Genomic DNA, 24,046 nt, shown 5'->3' with positions numbered 1-24,046 from the left:
AGTCCTGGGGAGCGGGCGCGCGAGCGCGGGCGGCCGGGGGTATGACACAGGCTCTCAGCGCAGGGCGGCCCTGCGCGCGGTGGCGGGTGCCAGGGCGCTGGCGGCGAGGTTGACGCTGATGGCGAGCAGGCCGATGGCGAGGCCGGGGGCTACCACCGCCCACGGGTTGAGGAGGATGCCGGGGCCGTTCTCCCGGATCATCAGGGCCCAGTCGGCCTCCGGCGGCCGGGGGCCGAGCTGGAGGAAGCCGGCCATGGAGATGACGTACACCGCGTCGACGAAGCGCAGGCCGAACAGGGCGAGGACGGTGGCGCGCAGGTTGGGCAGGATCTCCCGCAGCGCCAGGTGCCCCGGGTGCTCGCCGCTCGCGACGGCGGCCTCGACGAACCCGGTGGCGGCGACCGGCGCCGCCGCACCGGCGACGATCCGTACCGCGTACGGAGTCCCCAGAAGGACAGCGGCCACGGTGATCGCGAGGCGGCCGCCGCCCGGCCAGGCCAGCGCGAGCAGCATGATGCCCAGCACCGGCGGAAGGAGGATCGCGGTGTCCGCCGCGCGTTCGACCAGCCTCCCCAGCCGCGGGCTGAGGACGGCGAAACACCCCAGCAGGGTCGCCAGGAAAGTGACCACCACGGCCACCACGAGCGCGCTGCCGATCAGCGCGCTCCCGCCGTTCAGCAGGCGGCTGAGCACGTCCCGGCCGAGCTGGTCCCCGCCCAGCGCGGCGCCGCCCGCGCCCGCCTCGCCGTACGGCGCGGTGACCGGCTTGTCGACCGGGTGCGCGGCGAGCAGCGGACCCGCCAGGGCCACCAGGACGAGCAGCACGGCGGGGACGACGGGGGCCAGGACGCGGGGCTCCAGCCGGCCCGGCCGGGCGTGCACCTCGGCGGCGGTCACGAGCGGGCTCCCAGAGTACGGGCGCGTACCAGGTCGGCCAGCAGCAGGACGACGGTGATCAGCGCGGCCGAGCAGGCGACGACGGCCGCGATGACCGGGGTGTCGCGGTCGGCGACGGCCCCGGCCAGCACCGTGCCGATGCCGGGGTGGTTGAAGAGCGTCTCGACGACGACCGTACCGCCGAGCAGCATGCCGGTGGAGGTGGCGACGCCGGTGGCGATGGCGGGCCAGGCGCCCGGCAGCGCGTGCCGGAGCAGCACCTGGCGGGTGGTCAGCCCGTCCAGGCGGGCCGCCTCGACGTGCGGGGTGGCGGCCTGGTCGGCGAGGGCGCCGCGGACGATACGGGTGTTCCAGCCGGTCTGCGGCACGGTCAGCGCCAGCACCGGCATCACCAGCATGGTCCAAGTGGCGGGGGCGCCGTCGGCGCCGGTGACGGTGGCGGCGGGCAGCCAGCCCGTCCAGAGCGACAGGACGAGCAACAGGCCGACGGCGACCACGAATTCGGGCAGCGCGAAGGCGGCGGTGGAGGTGAGGTCCACGGCCCGGTCCACCAGGCCCTTCGGGCGCGCGGCGGCCCAGGCCCCCAGGGCCAGTGCGCCGAGGACGGTCAGGACGAAGGCGGTGCCGCCCAGCAGCACGGTGTTGGGCAGCGGCGCCGCGAGGAGGTCGCCGACGCGTTCGCCGCGGGCCGAGGTGCCCAGGTCGCCGGTGGGCAGCGCGGTGATCCAGTCCCAGAAGCGCTCCCACACCGGCCGGTCCAGGCCGAGCAGGCGGCGGCGCGCGGCGACGCCCGCCGCGCCCTCGCCGCGCTCCGACGTGGCCGTGGCCGCGTCGCCCGGCAGCAGCTCGATCGCGGCGAAGACGAGCGCGAGCAGCACCACCAGCATCAGGACGCGCTTGGCCAGGACGGCCGCCGCCCGTGCGGCCAGGGCACCGGCACGCCGCGCGGCGGGCTTCGGCACGGGCCGGACGGCGGCCTCGGCGGGCCGGGTGCCGGTCTCCGTCACGGGGCGAGCCAGACGTTTTCGAGCTGGACGCGCCCGTAGCCGGGCAGCTTCGGCAGACCGTGCACCTTCGGCGCGGCCAGGTCGATGCCGTCCGCCATGCCCCACAGCAGGTAGCCGGACCGCTCGTGCTCGATGCGCTGGAGATCGCGCAGGGCGGCGGCGCGGGCGGCGCGGTCGGCGGTGGCCATGACCTTGCGGTACGCGGCGTCGAACGCCGTGTCGGACCAGTCCGCCTCGTTCTGGCCGGCCCCGGTGGTCAGGGTCTTGGACGCGAAGAACACCACCGAGTCGTTGGTGCCCCAGTAGTTGGTGTAGAAGTCGCCCTTGAGCCAGGTCTTCTGGTAGAAGGCGCCGGACTCCTGCTTGACGACCTCGATCCTGACGCCGGCCTCGCGGGCCTGGGAGGCGAAGAGGGTGGCGGACTCGGCGAGTCCGGCGACGTCCTCGGTGGTGACGAGCTGATACGTACGGGAGAAGTCGAACCCGGCGTCGGCCAGCAGCCGTTCGGCCCTGGCCAGGTCGCGCTTGCGCTGCGGGATGTCCTTGACGTAGGCGGGATCGCCCGTACCGAGGATGTCGTTGGCGACCGTCCCGTACCCGGACAGCACCTGGGCGACCATCGCCTCGCGGTCCACCAGCAGCTTCATCGCCTCGCGTACCTTCGGATCGGCGAACGGGCCGCTGGAGGTGCGCATCACGATGGGCATGGCCATGTCGTCCGGGCGCCGGACGATCCGGATGTCCCGGCGCGCCTTGGCCGTACGGGCGGCGACGGCGCCGACGTTGGACGCCACGTCGATCTGCCCGGACAGCATCGCGTTGGACATCGCCTGCGGGCTCTGGAACATGGTGACCTCGACGGCGTCGAGGTGGACCGCGCCGCCGTGCCAGTCCGCGTTGCGCACCAGCCGGGCGTTGCCGTCGCGGTACCAGTCCAGCTTGAAGGGGCCGGTCCCGGGGGCCTCGGGTATGTCCTTGCCGGCGGTGCCCTTCTTGAGGACGAAGGTCGACAGCCGGGTGAGCAGGGGGAGTTCGGCGTTGGGGTAGTCGGAGACGAGGACGACGGTGCGCTTGCCGTCGGCGGTGATGTGGTCCGCCGTGACGCCGGGCAGCCGGGCCGCCCCGGACGGGGTGCCGCGCAGGCGGCGCAGCGACCAGACCACGTCGTCGGCGGTGACGGGGGTCCCGTCGTGGAAGGCGGCACCCTCGGCGACGGTGAACCGCCAGGTCCTGAGGTCCTTCGAGGGGGTGAAGGCGGAGGCGAGGCGGCCGACGGTGTTGTCCTTGTCGCCCGGCGCCGTCAGCGTGTCGTACACGAGGGCGATGACGAGGTAGTCGCTCTCGTTGCCCTGGGTGCCGTGCGGGTCGCGGGTGATCGCCGAGGGACGGCCCAGGGCGCCGATGCGCAGGGTGCCGCCCTGCCGCGGGGAGCCGCCGGCGGCGGGTGCCGCGCCGTCGCCGCCGCACGCCGAGAGCAGCGCGGACGCGCCCAAGCCCCCGCCGGCCGCGAGCAGTTGCCTTCTGGTGAAGTCCACGCCGCCTCGCTCTGTTCGTTCGGTCACTTAGGGTTGCCTACCCTAATGAGATCCGAGTGCGCAAGGGCGCTCGCCGCCGAGTGCGCCTTTTGGGGGTCGTCAACTGGGCCTTAACGGGCGGGAGTTGCTGGAAGGTGGGCGAGTACGACAAAAGAAGTGAGGTTTGCCTTACCTAAGTTGGATCGGTAGCGTCGTTACTGTCCGCTGGACCCCGGACACGGAACGGCAGCCATGGCCGCCCCTGCCCGGCCCGTCGAGCGCGCCGCGCCCTGCCCGCGCGACGCCGCACCGGACCCGATTCCCACCCTCAACGGAAACGGACTGCCTCGACATGACCACGGGAGCCGCCCCCGTCCGCCAGCTCGACCCCGTCGACGCCACGGAACTGCGCCGCACCGCCGAGAAGATCCTCGCCGCGGCCGGCACCTCCGCCGCCTCCCCGTATCTCCTCGCCCGCGTCGCGGAGTCCGCCGCCGTACTGCCCGGCACGGTCCGGCACCAACTGCGGCCGGTCGACACCCACGACGGCCTGTTCGTACTGCGCGGCCTGCACGTCGACGACCTCGGACTCGGCCCCACCCCGGCGGGCTGGGCCGCCGCCGGCGACAGCGGCGCCGTGCACGACGTCGTCCTGCTGCTGCTCGCCACCGCCATGGGCAACCCCCTCGCCTGGGAAGGCCAGCAGGACGGCCGCTTCGTGCACAACATCGTCCCCGCCCCCGGCCACGAGGCCGAGCAGACCGGCGCCAGCAGCACCGTGCTGCTCGGCCCGCACACCGAGGACGCCTTCCACCCCGGCCGCGCCCACCTGCTCATGCTCAGTTGCATGCGCAACCACGACCGCATCGCCACCACGGCGGCCGGCATCCGCAACGTACGGCTCGACGCGGCCGACATCGAGCTGCTGAGCCGCGCGCTGCTGCCGATCCTGCCTGACGACGCGTACACCGAGGCCAAGAACTTCGACGGCGGCCCGCCGCCCGCCGTCCCCACCCTCTTCCGGTCGGACGACGGCCTGACCCTGCGCTTCGACCCCGCCTACACCCCCCTGGACGACGCGCCGCCCGCCCATCGCGCCGCCTACGAGCGCCTGGAGCACGAACTCGCCCGCGTATCCGGCGCCGTGCGCCTCGCACCGGGCGAGGTGCTCGTCGTCGACAACGACCTGGTCGTACACGGCCGGGTGCCTTTCCGGGCCCGCTACGACGGCACCGACCGCTGGCTCAAGCGTGCCTCCGTCCGTGTCCCCGCGCGCCGTACGCGCCCCCTGGCCGAGGCGTCGGAGCACGGTTACGGTCAGGCCGCCGTCGAAGCCCACACCGGATGACCAACCGCACCGGATGACAGCCCGCAGCTCCCCGAGGACGGACATGACCGACAGCACCGTGGCCGCCTGCTCCCGCTCCATATCCGCCGGCGACCGCACCCTGCGCATCCTGACCACCAGCGACCTGGCCGGCCTCGGCATCGCGCTCGCCGATGTCGTGGCCACCGTCGAAGGCGCCTACCGCACCCTCGCCGCGGGCGGCTCCGACAACCCGCGCAAACTCACCGTCAAACCCGACGACGGACACTCCGTCGCCTACGCGATGCTCGGCCGGGACGGTTCCCGCGACGTCGTCGCCGTCAAGACCTCGTACAAGCACGGCCTGGACAAGGACCGCGGGAGCCAGCACTACTACACGACGCTGACGCTCTACGACGACATCACCGGCCTGCCCGTCGCCCTGATGGACTGCGGCCGCATCGGCTCGCTGCGCACCCCGGCCGTCTCCGCCCTGCTGGCCCGCGAGTGCGCCCCGCCCGGCGCCCGCGGCGCCCTGGTCGTCGGCACCGGCACGCAAGGCCGCCTGGCCCTCCCGTTCCTGCTGACGACCCTGCCGGACCTGGAACGCCTGATGCTGTACGGCAGCCACCCCGAGGGCATCGCGGCGGTACGCGAAGAACTGCGCGCCCACTTCCCGGACCGGGACGTGGAACGCGTCACCGACCTGCGGGCCGCGGCGGGCGACGCCGACGTCGTCGTGGCGACCGCGGGCGGCCACACCACGGCGGCCGTCGAGGCCGACTGGCTCCGGCCCGGCGCGCTGTCCGTCCTCGTGGGACACGGACTGGCGCCGTCCACCCTGCACCGCGCCGACCGGGTCGTGGCGACCAGCGAGGCGCAGATGAAGGTCACCGGCACCGACATGGCGGACGCGGCGGGCCGGTTGCCCGCCGTGGACGCCGAGTTCCCGGCCGTACTGGCCGGTACCGCCACCGGCCGCGGCACGGCGCGGGAACGCGTCTTCGCCTACAACAGCGGACTGGTCGTCACCGACATCGCCCTCGGCCACCGCTTCGCCCGACTCGCCCTCGACCAGGGGCTGGGAACGCAGGTGGCACTGTGGCGGTGACCGGACTGCGCCCCGCCGACGTACCGACGCTGCCCGCCCACCCCGACCCCGGAACCGACCGGATCATGGACAGCGGTCTGCTGCACGAACTGTCCTACGCCTTCGGCGGCCCCTTCCACTTCCTGCTCCCGCACCGCTTCGACGCCAACCTCACCGCCTTCCGCGCCGCCCTCGACGACGCCGGGGTGGCCGGGCGCGTGTACTACGCGAAGAAGGCCAACAAGGCCGCCGTCTGGGCGGAACGCTGCGCCGCGCACGGCGCGGGCGTGGACGTGGCGAGCGTCCCCGAACTGCGCGAAGCCCTCGGCCACGGTGTACGCGGCGAGCACATCGTCGTCACCGGGCCGGCCAAGAGCGACGCACTGCTGCGCCTGGCCGCACTCCAGGGCTGCCTGGTCGCCGTCGACGCCCTGGACGAACTCGACCTCCTCGTCACGCTCGCCCTGACCGGCACCGCACGCCCCGCCCGCCTGCTGCTGCGCCGCCTGCCGCCCGCGCAGCCGCACAGCCGCTTCGGCATGACGGCCGCCGAGCTGGACACCGCACTCGACCGGTGCGTACGCGCCGGGGACGCCGTACGGATGGAAGGCTTCAGCTTCCACCTGTCCGGATACGCCGTCCAGCCGCGCGCCGACCTCGCCGGGGAGCTTCTCGACCGGTGCCTGCGCGCGCGGGAACTGGGCCTGCGGGCCGACCGGATCAGCATCGGCGGCGGCTTCGCCGTCGACTACAGCAGCGCCCGCCACTGGCAGGCGTTCCTCGCCGCGCAGCGCCCCGCGCACTACCACGCGCACAAGACGTTCGAGGCCGACGGCTTCTATCCGTACCACTCGCCCGTCGCCGGGGCCGACGCCCTGCGCGCCGTCCTCGCCGCCGTCCCCGCGGGTGGCCGTACCCGCCTGGCAGACCGGCTCAAGGAGACCGCCACGCTGCTGATGGCGGAACCCGGCCGGGCCCTGCTCGACGGCGCCGGCGCGTCGGTCTTCTGCGTCCAGGGCGTCAAGGAACGTGACGGCTACCGCGTCCTCACGGTCGACGGCACCAGCCTCAGCCTCTCCGAGCAGTGGTTCAACAGCGAGTACCTGCCCGACCCGTACCTGGTCACCCCGGACGGACGGGCCCGCGGCGACGCGGTGCACCCCGCGTGCGTCGGCGGCGCGACGTGCCTGGAGTCGGACCTGCTCACCTGGCGCAAGGTCCCGTTCCCCGCCCGGCCGCGCGTCGGCGACCTGCTGGTCTACCCGAACACCGCCGGGTACCAGATGGATTCGAACGAGTCCCCGTTCCACGATCTGCCGCTGCCGCCCAAGGTCGTCGTGGACCGCCTGGACCCCCGGCCGCGCTGGCGTCTCGACCGACGCCCCGCCCGCTGAGGAACGCGCCTCGGCCCGTCGTCGCGCCCCCCTTCGTGACCAGCCCTTCCCCGCCCAGGAGCCGCCCAGTGAAAGAGGCCCTCGCGCGCCCCGCCGTGGTCTCCCGCATATCCGACCTCATCGGCCGCACCCCGCTGTACGAGCTGTGCCGCACCGAGACGGGCAGCCGCCTGCTGCTCAAACTGGAGATGTTCAACCCGACCGGCACCGCCAAGATCCGGATGGCCCGCCAGATGGTCCTCGACGCCGAGGCACGCGGCGAACTGCGGCCCGGCGGCCGCATCGTCGAGTCCACCTCCGGCAACACCGGCCTCGGCCTCGCGGTGATCGCCGCCGAGCGCGGCTACACCTTCACCGCCGTCGTCGACCACCACGCCTGCACCGACAAGCTGCGCGCCATGCGGGCCCTGGGCGCCGAACTCGTCCACGTCGCCGACGACGGCACCGACGAGCTGGCCACCGCCGCCCGGGAGGAACTGGCCGCGGAGATCGCCCGCGGACAGCACAACACCGTCTTCACCGAACAGCACAACAACCCCAGCAACGGCATCGGTTACTTCCCCGTCGCCCACGAGCTCCACCAGGCCCTCGACGGGAGGATCGACGTCCTGATCGGCGCGGTGGGCACCGGCGGCGCCCTCTGCGGCACCGCCCGCGAACTGCGCGCCCTCGTCCCCGGCTGCCGGACGGTCGGCGTCGAACCCAAGGGCTCCATCGCCTTCGGCGGACCGGCCCACGACTACTACCAGTCCGGTACCGGCACGCCCGAAGGCGCCGAGATCGGCGCGCTCGTCGACTTCGGACTGATCGACGACGGCGTGAAGGCCGGCGACATCGAGGCATTCGCCACTGCCCGCGCCGTCGCCCGCGCGACCGGCCTGCTGATCGGCGGCTCCGCGGGCGGTGTCGTCCACGAGGCCCTGTCCCGGCTCCCCGCCGCCCCGCCCGGCACCACTATGGTCGCTCTGGTCAACGACGGCGGCGAGAAGTACCTGGACACCGTCTTCGACGACGACTGGATGCACGCCCGCGCCCTCCTCGACCGCGACCTGGAACGCGAAATCGACGAGACGCTCACCAAACTCCGCAGGACATGAGCCGACCCATGCGGGTGACCACGCTCCTCCGCGACAGCCGCGCCCTGGCCGCCCTCGCCGTCCCCCTCGTCCTGACCCAGCTCGCCCAGGTCGCCCTGACGACCACCGACACCGTGATGATGGGGACGCTCGGCACGACCGACCTCGCGGCGGGCGGGCTGGCCATCGTCGTCTTCAACCAGCTACGCACCATGGGCGTCGGCCTCGTCACCTCCGTCGGCAACGGCATCGCCGCGGCTTCGGCGCGCGCCGAGACCGCGCGGGCCGAAGCCGCGGGGGCCGGGCCGGCGGACACGGGCCCGAGCGCGGGGGACCAAGAAATCCGTACGACCGTCCGCGCCGGGCTGGCCGTGGCGACCCTCGCCGGACTGGCGGGTGCCGTCCTCATGCTGCTCATCGGCCAGGCGCTGACCCGGCTCGGCCAGGAGGCGGACGTCGTCGACCGGGCGCGGACGATGCTGCTCGCCCTCGCGCCGGGCCTGCTGCCGTGTCTGTGGTTCCAGGCCGTCCGCCAGTTCACCGTGGGGATGCGGCGGCCGCAGGCGCTGCTGCGCATCACCGTCGCCTCCGTCGCCGTCAACGCCGCGCTCAACTGGGGGCTGATCCACGGCACCTGGGGGCTGCCCGAGCTGGGCCTGCCCGGCGTGGGCGTGGCCACCACCCTCGTGTACTTCCTCTCCTTCCTGGCGCTGTACGCCGCCGCGAAACGCGACCCGGTGCTCGGCCCCCACCTGAGCCTGAACATCGCCGGGGCCGACCGCGCCGCGGCCGTCCGCATCGTCCGGCTCGGAGTGCCGATCGCCGCGACCTACGGGTCCGAGGCCGGGTTCTTCTCCGTCACCGCCCTGATGGCCGGCTCGTTCGGCAGCGCCGCACTGGCCGCGCACACCGCCGTCAACCAGCTCGTCTACATCGTCTTCCAGGTCGCCGTCGGCCTCTCCCACGCCGCGTCCGTCAACGTCAGCCGCGAACTCGCCCTCGGCCGCACCGACACCGCGCTGCGCATCAAGAACTCCGCACTGGCCTGCGCGGGCGCCGTCATGGCCGTCGTCGCGGTCGTCTACGTCACGCTGCCCGGACCGGTCCTCGCCCCGTTCTTCGACACCGGCCGCGCCCGGGACACCGAAGCCGTCACCATCGCCACCCACCTGCTGCTGGTCGTCATGGTCCTGCAATTCTTCGACTGCGCCCAGAACATCGGCGTCGGTCTCCTGCGCGGGCTGGACGACACCAAGAGCGGCTTCCGCATCACCCTCGTCGGCTACTGGGCCGTGGGCCTGCCCGCCGCCTGGCTCCTGGGCTTCGCCGCGGGACTGCACACCCTCGGCATCTGGCTCGGCCTGCTCACCGGCCTCGCCACCACCGCCGTCCTGCTCCTGCGCCGCTACGGCAGCAGACTGCGGGCCCGGGCGGGCGCACCGCGGACAGCGCGAGCCGCGTGAACGCCGCCCTGCGGGCCGTAGGAGAGCCGCCCTACGGCCACACCACCTTCCGGAAGTCGTACGAGCCGTCCGGCTTCAGTTCCACCAGCGCGAGCGGCTTGCCCACCGGATCGCCGTGGTCGTCGAAGCGGATCGGCCCGCTCACGCCGTACACCGGCTTGCTGCCGCTGATCTGGAGCAGCATCTGGCGGGTGCTGCCGGTGGTGACCGGGCTGCTGCCCTGCCGGCCGGCGCCCTCGCGGATCGCCACCCCCAGGGTGAGCAGGGTGTCGTGGCCCATCATCGCCTGCCCGTCGGCCAGTTCGGTGTCCAGCCGGCGGATGTCCTTCCGGTAGGCGTCGCGGAACTGCGGCAGCGGGTTGACGGAGCCGGGGTACGCGTCCGTCCACTGGTCGGGGTGGGCCAGCACGGTGTGGTGCACGGTGACCCGGCTGCGCTGCCACACCTTCCGGAACGCCTGGCGCGACTCGTAGCTCTCCGGCACGTCGAAGACGCCCACCACGTCGTCCGCCGTGACCACCGTGGTCGGGCAGCGCCGGCCGGCGGCGGCCATCGCCTCGATGAAGACGCGCAGCGCCCGCCCCCGGCCCGCGAAGTACACGGCGTCCGGCGGGTCGGCGCACACCCGGTCGGCGAGCGAGGAGAAGGCGTTGGCGGTGGCCGGGTCGGCCGAACTGTAGGCCAGGCCCAGGTCGGTGACCTTCAGGCCGTGGCGTGCGGCGGCCGCGCTGAAACTCCGGTACAGGGAGGTGCTGTAGGTGTCCTGTTCGCTGCGGTCCCTGATGGTCGTCACGCGGTACGGGCGCTGCTGCCCGGGGCGGTTCTGCAGGGTCCGCAGGTGGCGGACCGCGGCCGACGCCTGGTCGGAGTTGGTCGCCGCCACCCGCCAGAAGCCGGTCTGCCCCGGCCGGTTCATGGCATCGGCGGTCACCGTCGAGCCCATCATGGGAATCCTGGCCTCCCGCAGGGCGTCCACCGCCTGCTGGGTGGTCCGGCGGCTCTGCCCGAGACCCGCCACGGCGACCAGGTGCTGGCCCCCGTCCTTCATCTCCTTGAGCTGGTCCACCAGCGGCTCCCACTGCGCCGACCCGGCACCGCTGTTCGCCAGCAGCAGCTTGATCTGCGGCGAGTCGCCGCGCCCGCCACGCCGCGGGTCGTTCAGCTCGCGCTGGGCCAGGTAGGCCCCCTCCAGCTCCCGGCGTATGCTGTCGCGCCCCCGGTCCCCGGTGCCCGTCGTCATCGGCTGGAGGTAGGCCACCGACACCCAGGGTTTGCCGGACGCCGCCACCCGCCGGTTCTCGGCGAGGATCTGCCGGGAGATGTCCCGCAGCGAGGCGTCGAACACGTACGAGCCGTCGCTGACGCCCACGCACTCGTTCCGCGGCCCCTGCTCCCGCACCCCGTCCGCACATCGCTCGAACACCCTGTCGTACACCCAGTACCCGCCCACGCCCAGGGCGCCCGCGACGGCCACGGCGACGGCGGCCCGCAGCCATCTGCGGGGCTGCGGCCGCGGGGCCGTGAGCTGGTCCTCGCCACTCATCCGACGGTCACCAGGGCTTCCTCTCGTAGGCGGCCGCCCGCTGCCACAGCACGTCGTGGTCCGTCTCGTCGCCCAGCCGGCCGCTCAGGGTCTGCAGTGCATCGGCAATCTTCGGGTACAGCTCGGCCACCGGGTCGCCCAACGGGTCGGACCACAGCGACGCGCAGGGATCGGACGCCGGGTGGGTGGTGATCCACCCGGCGACCAGCAGGCGGGTGACCGTCAACTGCTCGGGCGGGCTCTGCGCCCGCGCGAGCCGGTGCTGGAACTCCGCGCCCGCCGAGCGTTCCAGCGTGTCCGCCTCCCAGCGGCGCGGCGCGCGCTGGATGAAGGACAGTTCCGCGCACCACGCCTGCGCCGAGCCACCGCCCCCGCACACGTCGAGGAAGCGCTCGTGCAGATAGGCCGCGGCCCCCTGGACGTCACCGGCCGCCAGCCGGTGGTAGGCCCCGGCCCGCCCCGACTCGGCCGCGTCCCGCAGGATCTCGTGCGTACGGACCCACGGCACACGGGCGTCGGCAGGCGCCGTGGCCAGCGACAGCCGGCCCAGCAGCAGGGTGCGGACCATGGCCGGGAGCGCGCTGTGCGGCTGTCCGTCGAAGATGATCCGTTCGGCGTGCCGGTCGTCGTGGGCCAGGCCGCGCAGGAGCCGCGGCGGGGCGTCGGCCTGCCGCCACAGGTCGGCGGCGCTCGCGGCCTGCCCGAGGGTGACGGCGGCGGCCGCGCGGGGCAGCGCGCCGTCGGCCAGCTCCCGCGGCAGGTCCTGGAGGAGCAGTTCCAGCAGCTCGTCCGCGACGGAGTGCGGGCCTTCGGGCGCCAGCACCCTGCGCAGCCGCTGCCCGCAGGGCACGTCCGGCGCGAAGTCCTCCAGTGCGGCCAGCACCGCACCGGTCGCGGCCGGGTGGCCGCGCGTCAGCTCGTGGACCGTACGGCCCAGCCAGGCGACCGGATGCGTGATGCCCGCCAGCGCCGCCTGCGGCATCCGCTTCACGTACGGACCGGCCTGCTCCTGCACCTCGGCGCGGTCCAGCGGACGCAACTGCGCCACCTCCAGCCGGGCGCCGCCGCCGGGCCGGGCGACGGTCCGCGGCACGAACGACTCCGGTCCGTCCTCCTGTTCCGGCGGCTGCCAGCACGACAGGTAGCTGCCGAGCGGCCGGGGCCCTTGCTCCAATTGCCGCAGCACGTCCGGCGCGCGGCGCGCGCTCGCCACGACCACCAGCGGGTCCCGGTGCTCCGGCCCCGCGGTGGCCCGCGCCTCGACCAGGGCCTGGAGGAACGCGTCGCCCAGCTCGCTGTCGGCGTTGTCCAGCAGCACCAGGCAGCGCAGGGTGCGGGCGCGGTCGCCGCCGTGTCGGGTGTACGCGCCCTGGAGATCGGCGAGGAACGCCTGGAGCAGCACCGACTCGGCGCGCTCCCGCTGGGCCGCCGTGCCGTGCCGGAAGTGCTGGTTCAGCTCGACGAGGGCGTCCGCCGGGACCTGGGGCCGGGAGCCGCCGCGCGGTACCCGGCCGACCCTCCGGTGCACGCCCCACCACACCCGGGCCCGCTGCCACCCCTGTATCAGCGGCACGACCGCCGCCGACCAGCCGGGCAGCCCCATCGGCACACCGACCGAGGCCACCAGATCCCGCAGCACCGCCAGCGAATGGTCCTCCGCACGGCCCGTCCGCAGCGCCTCGCGCATCTGGCCGAGCGCGGCGTCCCGGCTCTCCGGGTCGGCCTCGGCGGACAGCGCCATCAGCAGGACGGCGAAGGACGGCAGGGCCAGCGGCGGGAAGTCCGGCCGGCGGGCGTTGAGCTGGAAGGCGATACGGGCCAGGACGTCGACGGGGTGGTGCACCCCGTCGTCGAGCGCCGAGAGGTCCAGGGCGGCCATCGGTGCCCGGCGGCCCCAGGTCTCCAGCCGCCCCGCCAGCGTGGTCTTGCCGCAGCCGCGGGGCCCGAGCAGCAACAGGGCCGGGTGTTGGGTGTGTTCACCGCGCGCCCGGACGAGCCGCCGACCGACGAACTCCCGGATCATCAGATCACGTCGGGACTGCACCGCGCCCCCTCGTGGCCACCGTCGTGAGTGACCAGGATGCAGCAATCGGGGCCCTGCGCAAGGTGGTTCGGGAGCAGAGGTGACGGCTGAGCCGTATGAGGCCGGTGAGGTATGACGGAGTGAGCCGTCCGCGCCGCACGGGAGAGGAACGCGCGACGCGGGCACTCAGTAGCGGCTCCCGGGGACACCGGCGTCCCGCGGGCCGTACGGGGCGGAGTCCAGCCAGCGCCCGGCGCGGGCGCACCGGGGCGCCGCGGCGGCCGCCAGCCGCTGCGCGGCGCGCTGCCAGGGAGCGGGCGCGGTGAGGTGGCCCAGGGCGCGCCCGGCCGCCTGACGGTTGAGCAGGGCGGCCCGGTGGCGGGCGGCCGCGAAGCCGGCCACGTCGCCGGTGGCGATCGCGTCGGCGGCCGCGGCCGCGTCGGCGATGCCCGAATTCAGGCCCCGTGCCCCGAAGGGGGCGAAGAGGTGCCCCGCCTCCCCGGCGAGCAGCACCCGGCCGTGCATGTCGGTGAGATCGTCGGCGACGACCTGCTGGAAGCGGTAGTGCGAGGACCAGGTGACCGCGCAGGCGTGCCCGTCCGGCAGCAGGCCGGGCAGCCAGTCCGCCGCGGCCTCGGACAACGCCTCCGGGTCGTCGTCCGGACGGCACTGGACGTCCACGCGCAGGCCGCCGCGGAACGGCACGGTCAGCACGTTGCGCCCGGCCATCCGCGGATCGCGGTAGTGGAACGCCCGCTCGCACGGCAGGAGACGAGCGGGGTCGTCGGCGACGTCGACCACCAGGAACGCGTGCGGGGAGCGGGGGCCGCGCAGCCGTACGCCGACGGCCCGGCGCACAGCCGACCTGGCCCCGTCGCAGCCGACCGCGTACGGGACACGGTGCTCGGACTCCGGTGTGCGCACCACCACGCCCTCGGGCGAGGAAGCGAGCCGGGTGACCGGACTCTCCCAGCGGATGTCGGCACCGGCGCGGCGGCAGGCGGCGCGCAGCAGTTCCTCCATGACCGGCTGCGGAAGACTGGAGAACGGCGCGCGGTCCGCCGGAGGCGGGGTGTACGTACGGCGATGGACCTCCCGGCCCTCGAATGTCGTACATCGCGCGCCCCAGACCAGCCCGTTGCCGACCAGCGCGGCGCCGAGCGCCGGATCGGCGGCGGCCAGCGTGGCCAGCGACTGCCGGTGCAGGAAGATCGCCCGGCTGCCGGGCCGCGGCGCGTGCTCGGCCGCCGCCTCCAGGACGGTGACGGCCGGACCGCGGGCCCGCAGCAGCAGGGCCGTGGCCAGCCCGACCGGGCCCGCGCCCACGACGAGGACGTGCGGTGCAGCGGTGGTGTTCATGACGGCCTCCTAGCGGGGCAGCCGGCCGCGCGCGACCTTGCCGCCCGCGGTGGTGGGGAGTTCGGGCAGGAACGTCGTACGGCGGGGGATCTTGTACGGGGCCAGGTGGGCCCGGCAGTGGGCGAGGAGCGCCGCCTCGTCGGCGGCTTCGCCCTCGGCGGTCGCTATCCATGCCTGCGGGGCCTCGCCGCGAACCGCGTCCGGCATGGCGGTGACGGCGACCGCGGCCACGGACGGGTGGGTGGCGAGCACCCGTTCCACCTCGGCCGGGTAGACCGTGTAACCGCCGCACAGGATCACGTCCTTGAGGCGGTCCAGGACGGTCACGTCGCCGTCGCCCGTCATCCGTCCGACGTCCCCGGTGCGCAGTTCGCCGCCGGGCATCAGGACGTGGGCGGTGGCCTCGGGGGAGCCGAGGTAGCCCGGAGTGACGAACGGCCCGCGTACCAGCAGTTCACCGTCCTCGCCCGTACGGACCCCGGCGCCCGGCACAGGCGGGCCCGCGGTGCCCGGGTGGCCGGGGTCGTCGGCGGGGGTGAGCGAGGCCAGGCCGGCCAGTTCGGTCATGCCCCAGCCCTCGGCGAAGACGGCACCGGACCGCTCCTGCCAGGCGCGGGCGAGCCGTTCACCGGCGGGCTGGCCCGCGGAGAGCGAACAGCGCACCGACTCCAGCGGCAGCCCCGCGTGGGCCAGCAGCCGCCGGTACATCGTCGGTACCCCGGCCAGCACGGTGGGGCGGTGGCGGCGCAGCGCCTCGGCCACCGCCTCCTCGGTGAAGCGGGTGAGGAGGACGAGGGCGGCCCCGGCGGACAGCGCGGCGTTCAGGACGTTGGTGCCGTACGTGTGGGCCAGCGGCAGCGGACTGAGCACCGTGTCACCGGGCCCCAGCGCGAGCCGCCGGGCGATGTTCTCCCCGCCGAGCCGCACCGCGCGCCGGGTCTGGAGCGCTCCTTTCGGGCGTCCCGTGGTGCCGGAGGTATAGGCGATGGTCGCGATACCGGTGAGGTCGGTGGTGAATTCGGCGGTGGGGGAGCGGGGCGGTGACCCGGAGTCGGGCGGCGGTGGCGGTGGGCCGGGCCCTTCGGCGGTCAGGAGGAGCGCGGCGCCGCTGTCGGTGGCCGCGTGCCGGAGCTCGTCCGGCGCCGAAGCGGCGTTCAGCGGTACCCCCACGGCGCCCAGCTCCGCCAGCGCGAGGTAGTCGGTGATCCACCGGCGGCCGTTGGGGCGGCAGAGCACCGCCCGGTCGCCGGGGCGCAGCCCCAGCGCGGCCAGCTCGGCGGCCCGGTCCGTGACCGCGGCGCGCAGCGCGCGGCGGGCGAGAGGGCCCTGTTCGTCGATGAGAGCGATGTCGGTGTGGCGTCGGCCGGACATGAGAGGCTCGCTTTCCTTGCAGGTGGGAGGAGGGGAGGGGAAGGGGGAGACCCGGGCCGGTCAGGGCACCGGCTGCCAGGCGGCAGCGGCGGTGTGCACCGTCCGCAGCACCTCGGCCGGTGTACGGCCGTTCTCGTCGAGCAGCAGACCGCCGGGCCGGCTGCCCACCGAGTAATGGGTGTCGAAGAACGTGTCGACCTCGGCCGCCGCCGTGGCCCCGCCGGGCCGGGGCGCGCAGACCCACGTCACCGGGGTGCCGGTGGAGGCCACGGCCTCGATCAGCGCGGGCAGCTCGGCCACGATCCGGTCCGGCGCGAGCCGTACCGCCAGCAGCAGTCGCCCGGGCACCCGGCCCGGATTGAGCGCCGCACACCGCGCGGCGACCGCACGGGGATGACAACCCGGTCGCGGACGCAGCCCGACCACGGCGCCGGGCGGCGGCACCCGGTCACCGTCGGCCGTCCACCGGACCTGCCCGGCGATGGCCGGGGGGCAGGCGTCCAGGAACGACATGAGCTGCGGGAAGTCGCCCAGCCAGGGGTGGGAACGGGCCGTCGCGCGGTACTCCTCGGCGACCCACCGTGCCTCGCGCGGCAGCACGCCCGGAGGCGGGTGCCCGCCGGTGACGACGGTGACGGGCACACCGGCCACGTAGTGGGCCAGCCCGGAGGCCACCGTGGTCAGCGCTCCGGTCGCGTGGCGCCCGAGGTGCAGCAGGAACGCCTCGCCGCCCGCCGTCGGGGCCAGCGCCGGATGCGGGTCCGGTACGGCGGACCCGGAGCGACCGATCTCCTCGGTGAGGGGCCGGGGACGGCCCGCCAGCCGCTGCCGGGCCGGCGGCGACGGGACGACGACCGGGTGCGGCCGGACCGGCGCCGGACCGCTGCCCGGCGCCGGGCCCCCGTGCCCGTCGTACTCCGTACCGGCGGGCACCAGTCGCGGGTTGAACAGTTCGCGGATGAACAGCCAGGGCCGGTCACCGTCGAGGACCACGTACGCCTTGAACACGGCGGGCCGGACCCGGCCGTCCTGTTCCCACCCGGCCACGCCGACCTCCACCAGCCGCCGGGTGCGCATCGCGCCGGCGGCCCGCAGGCCGTAACCGATCGGCGTACGGCCGCTGGTCAGGCACGCGGCCAGCGCCGGGTCGTCGGGGACCAGCCCGACGACGGTGTTGAGCGAGACGGGCGTCAGCGCGGCGTCGGCCAGCGCGGAGCGGCGTACCAGGACCTGTTCGTCCCGGCCCAGGCTCAGGCAGCGGCGGGCCAGCGCGTCCTGCGCGGCGGCGGGCGCGGTGCCCTGGTGCAGGACACGCAGCCGCAGGGGCGTGGCGAGCGCGGATTCCAGCAGGGTGGTGGTCAGTCCGTCGCTGGCGAGCAGCATCCGGGTCAGCGGGCTGCTGAAGCGGGCGACGTCACCGAGGTCGAAGGGCCGCGTGGCCGGCCGGCCGGGGGACCGGTCGCCGGCGCCGCCGTCCGGCGGGTGGCGGTCGGTACTGGGGTAGCGGAGCGGGGTGAACACGGTCAGGTCCTCTCCATGAAGGGGGTGGTGCCGAGGACGGCGGAATCGGGGTCCGCCGCCCGGCGGGGGCGGGGGCAGGAGGCGCGGCGGGCACGTGCCGCGCCGGCCAGTTCCCGCAGCAGCTGGGCGGTGCCGCTCCAGCCGATGCACGCGTCGGTGACGCTCTGTCCAAAGACCAGCTCACGGCCGGCTCCGGCGTCCTGGCGGCCGGGTACGAGGAAGCTCTCCAGGAGCAGGCCGCGCACGGTGGTGTCACCGTCGGCGATCCGCACCGCGAGGTCGTCGGCGACCACCCGCTGCCGCTCGTGCTGCTTGCCGCTGTTGCCGTGACTGGCGTCCACGACGACGCGGACCGGCAGCCCGGCCTCGGCCAGCAGTTCCGCGGCCCGGTGCACGTGTGCCGCACCGTAGTTGGGGCCGTCCGCGCCGCCGCGCAGGACGACGTGGCAGTCCGGGTTGCCGCTGGTGCGCAGCACGGACACCGGCCCGGCGCCGGACGCGCCGAGGAAGGTGTGCGGTGCGGCCGCGGCCCGTACGGCGTCGACCGCGACCTGCACCGAGCCGTCCGTGCCGTTCTTGACGCCGACCGGCATCGGCAGGCCGCTGGCCAGGTCGCGGTGCACCTGGCTCGCCGCCGTACGGGCCCCGACGGAGCCCCAGGCGACGACGTCGGACAGATACGCCGGGGTGGCCGGGTTGACCCATTCGCAGCCCACCGGCAGCCCCGACTCGGCGATGTCGAGCATCAGGGACCGGGCCTCGGCCAGGCCGCGGCCGAGGTCGGCGCCGCCGTCCAGGCCGGGGTCGCCGACCAGGCCGGGCCAGCCGAGGCAGGTGCGCGGCTTCTCGACGTAGACCCGCATCACGACGAGCAGGTCGTCCGCCAGTCCGGCCGCCGCGTCCCGCAGCCGGGACGCGTAGTCGAGGGCGGCCGCCCGGTCGTGCACGGAGCACGGCCCGACGATGACGAGCAGCCGGTCGTCCCGGCCGTCGAGGACCCGCACGGCGTCGTGCCGGGCCGTCATGACGGTGTGCGCCGCGTGGTAGGTGAGGGGCAGCCGTTCACAGAGCTGCGCGGGGCTCTCCACCGGCAGGACGCGGGTCTGGCCGCCGGTGGGGCGGACCCGGCGTCCGTCGCGGTGCCGGAGGTGCGGTGTGCCGGGGGTGTCCGTCGAGGTGATCATGGTGGTTCGCTCCTTCGGGGCGGTGCGGACGGGGTTCTGCGGGGTAGGAAGCGGATATGTCATGACGTGTGACCTCCGTGGCCCCCCGAGCCTCCGTGGCCGCCGCCCCCGTGCATGCCGGGGTGCATGTCCATCACCGGACCGGGCATCACCGTGAACGGCCGCATCATCGATTCGTCCTCGTGTTCGAGGATGTGGCAGTGGTACATGTAGCGCCCCGAGCCGCCGTCGAACTGGCCCAGTACGGACACCAGCTGGCCGGACCCGGCGGGCGCCGGCCTGGTGTCGCCGACCCGTACGGTGTCCTTCCAGCCGAGGTCGGCGCCCTCGATGGGCAGGTCCCCGGTGAAGGTGACGGGGGTGACGGTGCCGTGACCGCGTACCGTGCCGTCGCCGTTGGTCAGCCGCTGGAAGCCGCGGCCGTCGTAGTTCTGGCGCCGGGTCTCCTGGAAGCGGATCAGGTGGATGTGGAAGGGGTGCACGGGACCGCCCAGGTTCAGTACGTTCCACTGCTCCCAGCCGCCTTCGCGCGCCATGATCGTGGTGGTGTCGTTGAACATCTCGGCGACCCGGCGCAGCGTCAGCAGCGGTTGTCCCGGCCGCTGCACCTGCACGATGCCGTCACTGGGGATCTCCACCGACGAGGCGTCCTCGACGGTCTCCATCTCCCACATCATCGGCATCCCGGTCACGGCGGGCGGGGTCAGCACGATCCACCGGTGCTCGTGGTCGGGGGCCGTGGCGTGGCTCAGCCGTACGTAGGACGGGCTGATGCGGCCCGGCAGCGTGAACGGGTCGTCCACCGCCTCGTCCGCGACCCGGAACTGCAGCACCTCGGGCGAGGGCGCCGGGCCCGGCGGGTTGGTGGCGGTGTCGGTCCAGTGGACGCGCATCCCCCGCAGGACGGAGAAGTCGGCCAGGATGTCGGCGCGTTCAGCGGGGGCCAGGGTCAGACCCTGCTCCGGCAGCGGTTCCGGCTCGGGCAGCAGCCCGCTGTCCGTACCGATCTGGTGGAAGGCGCGGGCGACCAGTTCCGGGTCTACCGGCGTGCCGTCCTCGTGGCACAGACGCAGGGTGAAGAACCGCGCGTTGGAGCCGTTGACCATCCGGAGGCGGTACCAGCGCGCGGCCACGTCCAGGTGCGGTTGCACGACGCCGTTGACGACGTTGTACGGGCCGAAGAACGGCCGCGGCACGTCCTGGTCGTCCCGCAGGACCTTGTGCATCAGCACACCGGTCGGGCGGCCCTTCCAGTCGGTGTCCACGTTGCGGTCGCACAGTACGAGGGGGATCTCGCGGGCGCCGTCCGGCAGGCCGAGTGCCGTCTCCTCGTCGTCCCGGATCCAGTACATGCCGGCCAGGCCCGTCATCACGTTCAGCGCGGTGATGTTCATGGCGTGGTCGTGGTACCAGAGGGTGCAGGACGCCTGGTCGTTGACGTACTCGGAGAGCTGGGTCTCGCCCGGCGGCACGGCGTTGTCGGTCCAGCCGTCGTTGACGCCGCTGGTCCGCGCGCCGTGCAGGTGCACCACGGTCCACGGGGGCAGCGCGGCCACCTTGCGGTCGAAGGTGTCGGCCGCCGGGTCGTAACCGGGGCGCACGATGTTCGCCGGCACCCGCGTCTCCACCTTGATCAGGGGGTACGGGCCGCTGAGCCCGTTGGCCCAGGACACCCGCAGCCGGGTGCCGCGCCGCACCTCGACGGTCGGCCCGGGGACCTGACCCTCGTAGGCCCACATCAGCGACGGGGGAAGTTGCGAGTGCAACTGAATGCGGACGGGGCGGGTCGTGACGGTCAGCTCGGCGCGGCCGGTCTCCGGGTCCGTCTCCGGCCGCAGGACCGGCGGAATCCGCAACGGGTCCAGGAACGGTTCCAGCGGCGGGACCTCGGGGGCTGCCGGGGGTTGCGGGACCTCCGGGGCCTCAGGGGCCGGAGCGGTCTCCGGAACCACCGGGGTCTCCGGGGGCGGCGGGACCGGCGGAGCCGCCGGGGAGGCGGTGGCCGGGGGAGCCGGTTCGGTGAGGACGGCCGGCTCGGTGGCGGCGGCCGCCGGGGTGGGGGTTTCGATCAGCTCAGGCATTTCGGGGACTCGTTTCCGAACGGTGGGAAGGTTGACTCCCTCACCGTGCGCCCCGGCGGCCCCTCCCCACATCGGGGAAAACACGTGCCCGACTACTGAACCGGTACGGAGCCGGGAAGACCCGCTACTGAGCCCCCGAAGGCCCCGTCCTCATCCCTCAAGGCTCCTGCCCCCGTGCCCCTGCCCCGCCCCGGCCTCACCCCGCCCCCTCAGGCCCCCGCCCCTCATCCCTCCGGCGCCGCCCCCTCAGCTCTCCGGCCCCCGCACCTCCGCCAGCCTCCCCGCCACCGCCGCTCGCGACGAGACCCCGAGCTTCGCGAAGACGTGGGCCACGTGCGTCTCGACCGTCCGGGGGCTCAGGAACAGCCGCTCCGCGATCCGCTGGTTGCTGAAGCCCTGCCGGACCAGCTCGGCCACCTCCGCCTCCCGCCGCGACAGCCGCCCGTCGGTCTGCGCCGCCGCCCGTCCGGCCCGTACGCCCAGCCGCCGCTGCTCCCGTACGGCCCTGGCGTGCAGCCCGAGCGCTCCGCACGCGCCGAACACCTCCGCCGCCCGCGCCAGCTCCGTACGCGCGGCGGCCTTCTCCCCGCAGCCGGCGTGCGCGGTACCGGCCCGCAGCCAGGCCCGTGCCGCGGACAGCCGCTCACCCGTCCCCTCGAACAGCTCCGCCGCCCGCACCGCGCCACGGGCCGCCGCGGCCGGGTCGCTCTCCTGCTCCGCGTGGGCCCGCGCCAGCACCGCGTGCCCCGATCCCGCGCCGCCGCCCGGCACCGCCGCGGCCCGGTCCGCCCAGCCCGCCGCCGCACCGGGCCGGCCGCGCTCCGCCTCCGCGTCGGCCATCGCCTCGCAGCACACCAGCAGGCAGCTCCGCTCCAGCAGCGGCGTGACGAACTCGTCGCACGCGTCCAGCACCTGCGCCGCCCCCGCGTCCACCTCCTGCAACCCCACCAGGGCTAGCCCGCGGCCGACGGCGCCGAGCCGCGCCCACCACTCCCGGCGGCCGTCCGCGTGCCGGATCGCCTCGTCGGCGAGGGCCAGCGCGGCGGCGGCGTCGCCCGTCCAGCGGACCATGAGCGACTTGACGGCCAGCGCCAGGGCCACGCACTCGTCGGAGCCGAGCAGCCGCGCGGCGTCCACCGCGTCCTCGGCCCGGTCGACGGCCTCCGCGAGGCGTCCCGTCCGGCCGTACGTGAACGCCTGAGCGGTCAGGATCCACGGGGAGAGGTAGCTCTGCCCGGTGGCGTTGGCTATGGCCAGGCTCCGTTCGACGGTGCGGGCGGCCTGCGGCAGCCGGCCCATCATCGCGTCGACCCAGCACAGGAAGGCCAGCGACTCCAGCCACGGGGCCAGCTCGGCGTCGGTGGCGTCCTCCGTCAGCCGCTCGGCCTTGGCGGCGAGGGCGTGCGCGGCGTCCAGGTCGCCCGCGCCGTAGGCGCAGCCGAGCCGGAGCGTCACCAGCGGCATCCAGTCGTCGGGCGGGTCACCGGCCGTCCCGGCGCCGCCGCCGGGCCGGGACAGTACGGCGGTCAGCCGGTCCAACTGCTCCGCGGCCCCCGTGAAGTCGGCGCGGATGAGGCTGTCGCCGATCAGTTGGAGGTGCAGGGGGACGGCGTCCACCGCGTGCTCCGGCGGCACTCGGCCCAGCTCGGAGCGGAGCAGGGCGCGGCCCTCCGCCTGCCGGTTGAGCAGCCGTTCCAAAATGGCGCAGAACCGGGCGGCGCGGGCCCGCTGCGCCCAGGCGTCCGGCGGCAGCAGCCGCAGTACCTCCAGCGCGGTGTCGCGGCCCTGGACGAGCCGCCCGCCGACGCCCTGGAGCCGGGCCAGCTCGACGAGCAGGGAGAGCCGGTCGGGCGCGGGCCCGGTCGCCGTGCTGCCGGGTTTCTCGGGGAGCAGGTCCAAGGCGGTCCGCAGCCACTGGGCGGCGGTCGCGGGGGACTGGTACGCGGTCGCGCGGGCAGCTTCGACGAGCACGCCGACGGACAGCAGGTCCCCGAAGCGCGCCGAGCGGGCGATGTGGCGGGCGCGGGTGACGGTGGGCGCGTCGCGCTCGTCCAGTGCGGCGGCGACGCGCGCGTGCGCGGCGACCCGCCAGCCCGCGCCGGAGGAGGCGTACGCGAGGTGCCGGACGACGGGGTGGCGGAAGCGGAACCGCCCGGGGGCGGGCGCGCAGCGGACCACGTCCCGTACGGCCAGTTCGTCGAGGGCCGCCAGGGCCTCCGCCTCGGTCGTCGGCGCGGCGACGGCCACCATGCCCGGCTCGAACTCGTCGCCGAGCGTGGCGGCGGCCTGGGCGGCCAGCCGCACGTCGTCGGGGAGCGCGGCCAGTTCGGCGGCCAGCGCTTCGCGTACCGCGTTCGGCAGCAGGCCGTCGTCGTCCGGGGCAGTGCTCTCGACGGCGTCGCCCGTGGGGGCGGCGGTGGACGGAGCGGAGCGGGCCAGCGCTTCCAGGTACAGCGGGTTGCCGCCGCTGGCCTCGTACAGCGCGCGGCGGCGCCGGGCACCCACAGCAGGGCCGAGGAATTCACCGGTCTCCCGGAGCGTGAGCGGCGCGACCTCGATCCGGGTACGCAGCTCCGGCGCGGCGTCGGCGAGGGCGGCGGTGAGCCGGGGCCCCGCCTGGCGGGTGCGATAGGTGACGGCGAGCAGGAGGGGGCCGCGCGGCGGGTGCCGGGCGAGGTGGGAGAGGAGTTCCACCGAGCCTTCGTCGGCCCAGTGCACGTCGTCCAGCAGGACGGCGAGGCCGCCGGGAGCTGCCAGGGCTTCCAGCAGGAGACGTACGGCGCGGTGCACGCGGTAGCGGTTGAGACCGGTGCTCGGGGCCGCCGCCGGGTCCGGGCCCGGCCGGTCCGCCGACAGGGCGGGGAAGACGTCGGCGAGCAGCCGCGCGCTCTCCGGGTCCAGGGCCGCGCGTACCTGCTCGGCCCTGGATTCCACCTCGTCGTCCAGGGCGTCCACGGCCAGCGAGAGGGGGACGTCGTTCTCGTACTCGGTGCCGCGGCCGCGCAGCACGGTCAGCCCGTGCCGGAGCGCGGCGCCGGCGGTCTCGCCGAGGAGTCTGGTCTTGCCCGCCCCCGGGTCCCCGGTCAGCTCGACGAGCCGGAACTCGCCGGCGGCGGCCCGCTCCGCCTCCGCGCCGAGGAGCCGTACGACCTCCGTGCGGCCGACGAGTGCGCGGTTGCCGTGGAGCGGTACGGGACTGTCGGGCATCGGGCGGGCC

16 protein-coding genes are annotated in these 24,046 nt (G+C 74.8%); 5 read left to right on the top strand and 11 right to left on the bottom strand.

Annotated elements, in window-relative coordinates:
• Positions 1-54: 54 nt before the first annotated feature.
• From ACZ4QV_RS11970 to ACZ4QV_RS11960, 3 genes are all read right to left on the bottom strand, one after another.
• On the bottom strand, positions 55-897 hold the full coding sequence (locus tag ACZ4QV_RS11970; RefSeq protein WP_361882111.1) for an ABC transporter permease: 843 nt from the start codon (positions 895-897) through the stop codon (positions 55-57).
• Positions 894-1,784, bottom strand: a complete 891-nt coding sequence (locus ACZ4QV_RS11965; RefSeq protein WP_361590341.1) for an ABC transporter permease — start codon at positions 1,782-1,784, stop codon at positions 894-896. Before ACZ4QV_RS11965 ends, ACZ4QV_RS11970 begins: the two co-directional genes overlap by 4 nt.
• Positions 1,785-1,900: 116 nt before the next feature.
• Entirely contained in the window at positions 1,901-3,439 is a 1,539-nt protein-coding gene (locus ACZ4QV_RS11960; RefSeq protein ID WP_467762913.1) for an ABC transporter substrate-binding protein, read from the bottom strand.
• Positions 3,440-3,770: 331 nt separating this feature from the next.
• Here ACZ4QV_RS11960 and ACZ4QV_RS11955 point away from each other — a divergent pair, with 331 nt between their 5' ends.
• From ACZ4QV_RS11955 to ACZ4QV_RS11935, 5 genes are all read left to right on the top strand, one after another.
• Positions 3,771-4,766 carry a TauD/TfdA family dioxygenase gene (locus ACZ4QV_RS11955; protein WP_467762831.1) on the top strand — a complete coding sequence of 332 codons (996 nt, stop codon included), beginning with the start codon at positions 3,771-3,773 and terminating at the stop codon, positions 4,764-4,766.
• Between the two features lie 43 nt (positions 4,767-4,809).
• Positions 4,810-5,835: an ornithine cyclodeaminase family protein gene (locus ACZ4QV_RS11950; protein ID WP_361590304.1), complete on the top strand. Its 1,026-nt coding sequence runs from the start codon at positions 4,810-4,812 to the stop codon at positions 5,833-5,835.
• Complete coding sequence (locus tag ACZ4QV_RS11945; RefSeq protein ID WP_361618053.1) at positions 5,826-7,208, top strand: type III PLP-dependent enzyme domain-containing protein; 1,383 nt, start codon at positions 5,826-5,828, stop codon at positions 7,206-7,208. The genes ACZ4QV_RS11950 and ACZ4QV_RS11945 overlap by 10 nt, the downstream gene beginning before the upstream one ends.
• Positions 7,209-7,276: 68 nt before the next feature.
• Positions 7,277-8,305, top strand: a complete 1,029-nt coding sequence (locus ACZ4QV_RS11940) for a cysteine synthase family protein (protein ID WP_361147518.1) — start codon at positions 7,277-7,279, stop codon at positions 8,303-8,305.
• A complete protein-coding gene (locus ACZ4QV_RS11935; RefSeq protein WP_361590311.1) occupies positions 8,302-9,747 on the top strand; it encodes an MATE family efflux transporter in 1,446 nt (481 codons plus the stop codon). The genes ACZ4QV_RS11940 and ACZ4QV_RS11935 overlap by 4 nt, the downstream gene beginning before the upstream one ends.
• Before the next feature lie 31 nt (positions 9,748-9,778).
• Here the strand turns inward: ACZ4QV_RS11935 and ACZ4QV_RS11930 are convergent, their stop codons facing one another.
• The 8 genes from ACZ4QV_RS11930 to ACZ4QV_RS11895 form a co-directional block, all read right to left on the bottom strand.
• Positions 9,779-11,290 carry a type 1 periplasmic-binding domain-containing protein gene (locus ACZ4QV_RS11930; RefSeq protein WP_361147512.1) on the bottom strand — a complete coding sequence of 504 codons (1,512 nt, stop codon included), beginning with the start codon at positions 11,288-11,290 and terminating at the stop codon, positions 9,779-9,781.
• Between the two features lie 7 nt (positions 11,291-11,297).
• Entirely contained in the window at positions 11,298-13,334 is a 2,037-nt protein-coding gene (locus ACZ4QV_RS11925) for an ATP-binding protein (RefSeq protein ID WP_361590317.1), read from the bottom strand.
• Positions 13,335-13,499: 165 nt separating this feature from the next.
• Positions 13,500-14,672, bottom strand: a complete 1,173-nt coding sequence (locus ACZ4QV_RS11920) for an FAD-dependent monooxygenase (RefSeq protein ID WP_361590319.1) — start codon at positions 14,670-14,672, stop codon at positions 13,500-13,502.
• 9 nt (positions 14,673-14,681) lie between these two features.
• Positions 14,682-16,043, bottom strand: coding sequence for a class I adenylate-forming enzyme family protein (locus ACZ4QV_RS11915; RefSeq protein ID WP_361590321.1), 1,362 nt, complete (start codon positions 16,041-16,043; stop codon positions 14,682-14,684).
• A 60-nt stretch (positions 16,044-16,103) separates the two neighbouring features.
• Complete coding sequence (locus ACZ4QV_RS11910) at positions 16,104-17,564, bottom strand: 3-deoxy-7-phosphoheptulonate synthase (protein ID WP_361147502.1); 1,461 nt, start codon at positions 17,562-17,564, stop codon at positions 16,104-16,106.
• A 2-nt stretch (positions 17,565-17,566) separates the two neighbouring features.
• A complete protein-coding gene (locus ACZ4QV_RS11905; protein WP_361590326.1) occupies positions 17,567-18,748 on the bottom strand; it encodes a 3-deoxy-7-phosphoheptulonate synthase in 1,182 nt (393 codons plus the stop codon).
• Between the two features lie 59 nt (positions 18,749-18,807).
• Positions 18,808-20,829, bottom strand: a complete 2,022-nt coding sequence (locus tag ACZ4QV_RS11900) for a multicopper oxidase family protein (RefSeq protein ID WP_361590329.1) — start codon at positions 20,827-20,829, stop codon at positions 18,808-18,810.
• A gap of 246 nt (positions 20,830-21,075) precedes the next feature.
• Positions 21,076-24,036, bottom strand: a complete 2,961-nt coding sequence (locus ACZ4QV_RS11895; RefSeq protein ID WP_361147493.1) for a helix-turn-helix transcriptional regulator — start codon at positions 24,034-24,036, stop codon at positions 21,076-21,078.
• Positions 24,037-24,046: the final 10 nt, after the last annotated feature.

The organism is Streptomyces sp. NPDC026394, assembly GCF_055567735.1.
The sequence above is the reverse complement of the archived record's forward strand: the minus strand, read 5'-3'. Positions and strand labels throughout refer to the sequence as shown.

Bases quoted from the DNA above. Each gene is read 5' to 3' on its own strand.
- ACZ4QV_RS11965 (WP_361590341.1), bottom strand. From the start codon at position 1,784: ATGCTGGTGGTGCTGCTCGCGCTCGTCTTCGCCGCGATCGAGCTGCTG.
- ACZ4QV_RS11955 (WP_467762831.1), top strand. From the start codon at position 3,771: ATGACCACGGGAGCCGCCCCCGTCCGCCAGCTCGACCCCGTCGACGCC.
- ACZ4QV_RS11950 (WP_361590304.1), top strand. From the start codon at position 4,810: ATGACCGACAGCACCGTGGCCGCCTGCTCCCGCTCCATATCCGCCGGC.
- ACZ4QV_RS11935 (WP_361590311.1), top strand. From the start codon at position 8,302: ATGAGCCGACCCATGCGGGTGACCACGCTCCTCCGCGACAGCCGCGCC.
- ACZ4QV_RS11930 (WP_361147512.1), bottom strand. From the start codon at position 11,290: ATGAGTGGCGAGGACCAGCTCACGGCCCCGCGGCCGCAGCCCCGCAGA.
- ACZ4QV_RS11920 (WP_361590319.1), bottom strand. From the start codon at position 14,672: ATGAACACCACCGCTGCACCGCACGTCCTCGTCGTGGGCGCGGGCCCG.
- ACZ4QV_RS11915 (WP_361590321.1), bottom strand. From the start codon at position 16,043: ATGTCCGGCCGACGCCACACCGACATCGCTCTCATCGACGAACAGGGC.
- ACZ4QV_RS11905 (WP_361590326.1), bottom strand. From the start codon at position 18,748: ATGATCACCTCGACGGACACCCCCGGCACACCGCACCTCCGGCACCGC.
- ACZ4QV_RS11900 (WP_361590329.1), bottom strand. From the start codon at position 20,829: ATGCCTGAGCTGATCGAAACCCCCACCCCGGCGGCCGCCGCCACCGAG.
- ACZ4QV_RS11895 (WP_361147493.1), bottom strand. From the start codon at position 24,036: ATGCCCGACAGTCCCGTACCGCTCCACGGCAACCGCGCACTCGTCGGC.